Genomic DNA, 6,116 nt, shown 5'->3' with positions numbered 1-6,116 from the left:
GCGGGGGGTGGGGGGGCCGTGCTGGGCGGGGGGGTCGTTTACCCCCCACATGAACACTGCGCGGCGGGGGGGGGGGGGGGGCGCCCCCCCCCCCCCCCCGGCCGTAGCGTCGGAGCCATGACGCACACGACGCACGAGTTCGATCGCTTCGAGGACGTACGGGCAGCCCTCGCCGACCCGGCGCTCGTCCCCGGACTTCCGGCCGCGGCCGAGGGCCCGGCCGGGGCGAGTGTCGCCTGGCTGCGCGCGACGGTGGCCCGGTTCAGTCATGGCGAGCCGCATCGGCGGCGGCGGGCCCTGGTCGAGGCCGACCTGGCCCGCCTGCGGCCCGAATCCCTGCTGGAGGCGGCGACCGCGGCGCCGGGGGGAGAGACCCGGGCGAGGGTGGTACGTACTCTTGCCGAGGCCCTCGGAATGCCGCAGCCGACAGCCGTGGCGGAAGCCGTGACCGTGGTGGCCGGGGCCTACTTCGGCGGCGAGGACCCAGCCGCCGACGAGGCAGTGGCCTGGCTGGTGGGCCGGCTGTCCGCCCCCGCGCGGGAGGAGCCGGCGCCGGCGTCCGAAGCGGCCCCTCGGGAACCCGCGGCGATGCGGGAAGCAGCCCCTCAGAAACCGGCGCCTGGAGGGGAACGCGTTTCTCAGGACCCCGCGCCGACGTCGGAAGCGGCCGCGCTGGAGGCCGCAGCCGCCCGCATCGGTCTGCTGGTCCAGGCGTGCGAGGCGACGGCAGCGCTCGTCGAATCCGCATCCCGCAGCGATGGTCTTCCGCTGTCCCGGGTTCTGCGGGATCTGCCTCCGGTACGGGGCATGCGTCGCGTCGCCGTCCGGTCCACCCGGGTCGCGGGCCGCGAGATCGCCGAAGGCGACGTGGTCCTCCTCGACCTGGCGACCGCCAACCGCGTACACCCGGTGCCTCTCACCTTCGGCGCCCCGCCGCGTCCGTGCCCCGGACGCGCCCACGCCCTCGCGCTGGCCGAGGGACTGCTCCGGCGCCCGCTCACCCCGTTCGCCCGCCTGCACCGCCGCGGGGTCCCACTGCTGCTGCCCAACGCCTGGGACTACGCCTCCGCAGCCGCACTGGCCGCCGAGGGCTTCGCCGCCGTCGGCACCACCAGTCTGGGCGTCGCCGCTGCCGCCGGTCTGCCGGACGGGGCGGCCGCGACGGCTGCGGCGACCCTGACGCTGGCCCGTCGCCTGGGTAAGGGCCGCTTCCTGTTCACCGTCGACGCCGAAGGCGGGTTCAGCGACGATGCGGCGGAAGTGGCCGAGCTGGCGCGGGCCTTGCACGAGGCGGGTGCGGCCGGCATCAACCTCGAGGACGGCCGCCCCGACGGAACACTCGCACCGATGGAGCTGCACGCGGCGAAGATCGCCGCCGTCAAACGCGCGGTTCCCGCGTTGTTCGTCAACGCCCGCACCGACACCCACTGGGCTGCCCGCCAGGAGAACGAGACCGCGACACGCCTCGCTCTCTACGAGCAGGCCGGCGCCGACGGTGTCTTCGTACCGGGGCTGTCGGATCCGGATGCGATCGCCGAGCTGACCTCGACGATCGTCGTACCGCTGAACATCCTGTACACACAGGCCGGGCCCGCACTTCCCGAACTGGCCGCGCTGGGCGTGGGCAGGGTCAGCCTCGGCTCGCTGCTCTACCGCAGGGCGCTGGCGGCGGCCGTGGCTACGGCGACCGGCCTCCGGGACGGACGGCCGACGGACCTGAGCGCCCCGTCCTACGCCGACGTCCAGGCACTGGCGGTTCCGCCATGCGTTCCGTCCGGCGGAAAGGTACGGTTCCCGGACCGGCCGGCAGGAGGAACGGGACATGGCCATTACGGTGACCGAGGGTCTGCCGCGGATCGTTGAGGACCTGGCCGACTTCTACCGGGATCTGCACCGCTACCCGGAGCTGTCGCTGCAGGAGACCCGGACCGCGGCACTGCTGGCCCGGCGCCTGCGGGACGGGGGCTTCGACGAGGTCGTCGAGAAGGTCGGTGTCACCGGCGTGGTGGGCGTCCTGCGCAACGGGGACGGGCCGGTGGTGATGCTGCGCGCGGACTTCGACGCCCTGCCGGTGGAGGAGAAGACCGGGCTGCCGTACGCCAGCACGGTCCGCGCCGTGGACGGCGACGGCCATGAGGTGCCGGTGATGCACGCCTGCGGGCACGACATGCACGCCGTCTGCCTGACGGGGGCCGCCGCGCTGCTGGCGCAGGCACGAGAACAGTGGAGCGGCACACTGCTGGTGGTGTTCCAGCCGGCGGAGGAACTGGTCATCGGCGCCCGGGGGATGGTCGACGACGGGCTGTTCGAACGCTTCCCCAGGCCGGAGATCGTCCTGGCCCAGCACGTCGGACCCCTGCCGGCCGGATTCATCGGCTACGGCACCGGGCCCGTGATGGCGGCCGCCGACTCGGTGAACATCACCCTTCACGGCCGGGGTGGTCACGGATCCAGGCCGGAGGCGGCTATCGATCCGGTGCTGATGGCGGCGAACGTGGTCACCCGGCTTCAGGGCATCGTCGCCCGCGAGGTCCCGCCCGCGGAGACCGCCGTGGTGACGGTGGGGCGGCTGCAGGCCGGCACGAAGGACAACATCATCCCGGAATCCGCCGAACTCGGTGTCAATATCCGCTCGTTCACCCCGGCGGTGCGCGACCTGGTCCGCAGCGCGGTGGAGCGCATCGTGGTGGGGGAGTCGCGGACGAGCGGTGCGAAGAAGGCCCCGGACTTCACCTGGCTCGCGTCCGCACCCGCGCTCGTCAGCGAGCCGGCGGCCACGAGGAAGACGGTGGCGGCGTTCTCCGAACACTTCGGCCCACAGCGGATCCTGCCGATGCCGCAGGTGAACGCGAGCGAGGACGCGGGGGTGTTCGGTGACGAGCTCGGTGTGCCGACGGTGTTCTGGTTCTGGGGCGGGCTGGAGACGGAGTCGACGGTTGCCGCATTCACCGAGGGACGCATGGACGAGCTGCCGAGCAACCACTCCCCGTCTTTCGCACCGGTCATCGAGCCGACGCTGAGCACCGGCGTGGAAGCGCTGGTCGTGGCGGCGCTGGTCTGGCTCGGAAAAGCCTGACAGCGGTCCACCCTGGCCCCTCGGGCCTGTCCGGCGGACGGCCGGATGGAGCAGGCCCGCAAGCGGCGTGCGGAGCGCCGGGCGAAGCTGGCGTTCCACCGCGCTCACCTCTCAGGAGTATCCCGTGCCGCTCCCCGGCTCCGCACAGCTCCGCCTGCCCCTTGTCGCCCTGCTCGCCGCCGCCTGCACGGCCGGGCTGCTGCACTCCCCGGCCCACGCCGCCGACATCCCCGCCGACCACGACCGCGCACTGCGCAGGCAGTTGCAGGAGCTGACCGACGCGCCCGGCGGGCCGCCCGGAGTGATCGCCGTTCTCACCCGCGGGCCCCGCACCGAGATCTTCCGGGCCGGTGTCGCCGACACGGTCACCGACCGTCCCATCGAGGCAACCGACCACATGCGCATCGCCAGCACGGCCAAGGCGTACAGCGGCGCGGTCTCCCTCCAGCTCGTCGACCGGGGGAAGCTGCGCCTGAACGACACCATCGGCCGGGTGCTGCCCCGACTGCCCCGCGCCTGGCACCGGGTCACGCTGCGGCAGCTCCTGAACCACACCAGCGGGCTGCCGGACTACAGCCAGGCCCCGGAGTTCGTCTCCCTGCTGAGCGCGGACCCCCGCCGCCACTTCGACTCCCGCCGGCTGCTGGACTTCGTCGCCGCCGAGCCGCTGAACTTCCGTCCGGGAACCCGGTACGCCTACTCCAACTCCGACAACATCGCCGTGGCACTGATGGCCGAGGCGGTGACGGGACGCCGCTACGAGGATCTGCTCGCCCGGCTCGTATACCGCCCGCTCGGTCTGCGCGGCACCAGCCTGCCGCAGGGCTACCGGATGCCCGAGCCGTACATGCACGGCTACGACGTCGTCCCGCCGGACCCGCCCGAGGACGTCAGCGAGGTGCTGAGCGCGTCGGGCGTGTGGGCGTCGGGCGGGATCGTCTCGACACCGAAGGACATGACGGCATTCGTCCGCGCCTACGCGGGTGGAAAGCTCATCTCCGACCGGACCCGCCGCCGTCAGCTGGACTGGGTGAACGGTGCGTCGGAGCCCGCGGGCCCGGGCGAGAACAAGGCCGGCCTGGCGATCTTCCGGTACACCACCCGCTGCGGTGTGGTGTACGGCCACACGGGCAACTTCCCCGGCTACACGCAACTGATCGCCGCCACCCCGGACGGCAAGCGGTCGCTGACCTTCTCCCTCACCACTCAGGTCAACAGGACGAACAAGCCCGGACTGCTGAAGCGGTTGCGGACCGTGGAGGAGAACTTCGTCTGCGCCCTGCTGCGCAAGCGGTAACCGGGGGCGGGGCAGATGTCCCCACCCCCGTCCTGCGGAATCCGCGGTGTGACCGGCACAACCATCTCTGTCACCCATGGGTCACACCAAGTAGGAGCAAACCGCTCCTGGAGACACAAGGGGGATATGTGAGAAGCATGCGTAAAGTCGGGATCATCGGGGCGTTGGGCGTGCTGGTGGCGGGTGCCACGGTCGCGAGCGGCACGGCTGCCTCCGCCGCCCCCAACGTCACACCGCAGAAGGTCTGCGGCAGCGCCTACAAGACGGTGAACTCCGCGCCCATCGGCTCGCTGGGCACCGTCTACCTGACGTACAACTCCTCGAACGGGAAGAACTGCGTCGTCACCATCCGTACGAACCCGGGCACGGCGAAGGAGATGTCCACGTACATCTACGTGCCCGACACCGACGAGTATGCCGATGACCACGGGAACTACACGTCGTACGCGGGACCGGCCTACGTCTACGGCAAGGCCCACTGCGTGAGCTGGGGCGGCAACATCGCCAACGTGTACGTGTCCGTGGACAACTCCAACTGCGCCGCGCGGATCGAACACCGGGTCACCGAGATCCGCTGACGCGGGCAAGGCACGTCGCCGCGCCCACCGGCCCATGCGCGGTGAGCCGGCCCGGCCGCCGCCTCGCACCTCCCGGTCGACGGGTGCGAGGCGGCGGTGACGGCGTTCGTGGTGCTCTGCCTTCGGGACGGCCCGCTAGAGCTCGTCCCCGAATGCCTCGGCCAGGGCCCGCCACTCGGCTCGCGGGAGCCCGCCACCGTCCTGGTCGGCTGTGAGTACCTGAAGGGCGACGTGATCGGCGCCGGCGTCGAGATACTGCCGCGTCCGCGCCTTCACCTGCCCGGCGTCGCCCAGGGCGAAGAGCGCGTCAAGGAGGCGGATGCTTCCGCCGTCATCGAAGTCGCTCTCCGAGAAGCCCAGGCGCAGCAGGTTGTCGGTGTAGTTCGGCAGTTGCAGATACATCGCGAGCATGTTCCGCGCCGTGGTGCGGGCCCGGTCGGGGTCCGTGTCGAGTACGACGGACAGCTCCGGGGCGAGCAGGGCGCCCGGGCCGAGGGCCTCACGGGCTTCCGCCGTGTGCTCGGCGGTGACGAGATACGGGTGCGCGCCCAGCGCCCGGTCCTTCGAGAGCCTCAGCATCTTCGGGCCGAGCGCCGCCAGCACACGATGGCCAAAATCCACGGGCCGGGGAGCGGAGTCCAGCGCGTCGAGGTAGGCGACCATGGCGCTGTACGGCTTCGCGTACTGCGGCACCATCGGGCCGTGGCTGACCCCCAGGCCGAGGACGAGCCGCCCACGGGCGCTCGCGTCGAGCGTCGCGATACTGGCCGCCACGTCCGTCGCGGAGTGGTCCCAGATGCTGAGGATGCCGGTGGCCACGGTGACCGAACGGGTCGCGGCGACGACCGCGGCGGCGTCCTCGGGAGAGGGGCTGCCTCCGATCCACAGCGTGCCGTATCCCAGCTCCTCGAGCTCGGCGACCGCCTCGGTGATGGCGGCCTTTCCCGTGTCGTCGGCGCGCGACGGGTGCAGGGCGCTGCTCCAGATGCCGACCTGCCCGAACGCCTGACGTGGTTTAGAAGTCATACCGTGATCAACAGGGAAGCGCGCGCCCTATTCCCCCTCGGCGACCTCGGTGAAGCCGATCACCGTCATCAGGTGGCCGGAGGTGCCGTAGCCCGCGCCGGTCAGTTCCGTCTTGAGGAACGACTGCGACGTTATGACC

At 71.8% G+C, this 6,116-nt stretch carries 5 protein-coding genes; 4 read left to right on the top strand and 1 reads right to left on the bottom strand.

Annotation, left to right across the window (positions count from 1 at the left end; translation table 11 throughout):
- The first annotated feature begins 117 nt into the window (after positions 1-117).
- The 4 genes from ABTX18_RS22280 to ABTX18_RS22265 all read left to right on the top strand — a co-directional run bounded on the left by ABTX18_RS22280 (position 118) and on the right by ABTX18_RS22265 (position 4,951).
- Entirely contained in the window at positions 118-1,863 is a 1,746-nt protein-coding gene (locus ABTX18_RS22280; RefSeq protein ID WP_352124474.1) for an isocitrate lyase/phosphoenolpyruvate mutase family protein, read from the top strand.
- Positions 1,823-3,076, top strand: a complete 1,254-nt coding sequence (locus tag ABTX18_RS22275; RefSeq protein WP_352124473.1) for an amidohydrolase — start codon at positions 1,823-1,825, stop codon at positions 3,074-3,076. Before ABTX18_RS22280 ends, ABTX18_RS22275 begins: the two co-directional genes overlap by 41 nt.
- Positions 3,077-3,200: 124 nt before the next feature.
- Positions 3,201-4,373: a serine hydrolase domain-containing protein gene (locus tag ABTX18_RS22270; protein ID WP_352124472.1), complete on the top strand. Its 1,173-nt coding sequence runs from the start codon at positions 3,201-3,203 to the stop codon at positions 4,371-4,373.
- Positions 4,374-4,501: 128 nt separating this feature from the next.
- On the top strand, positions 4,502-4,951 hold the full coding sequence (locus ABTX18_RS22265; protein WP_352124471.1) for a spore-associated protein: 450 nt from the start codon (positions 4,502-4,504) through the stop codon (positions 4,949-4,951).
- 135 nt (positions 4,952-5,086) lie between these two features.
- Here ABTX18_RS22265 and ABTX18_RS22260 read toward each other — a convergent pair whose 3' ends face one another.
- A complete protein-coding gene (locus ABTX18_RS22260) occupies positions 5,087-5,977 on the bottom strand; it encodes an LLM class F420-dependent oxidoreductase (protein ID WP_352124470.1) in 891 nt (296 codons plus the stop codon).
- Positions 5,978-6,116 lie beyond the last annotated feature (139 nt).

The sequence above is a fragment of the Streptomyces sp. NPDC096323 genome, from assembly GCF_040302845.1.
In the GTDB taxonomy this organism is placed as follows: Bacteria; Actinomycetota; Actinomycetes; order Streptomycetales; family Streptomycetaceae; genus Streptomyces.
The sequence above is the reverse complement of the archived record's forward strand: the minus strand, read 5'-3'. Positions and strand labels throughout refer to the sequence as shown.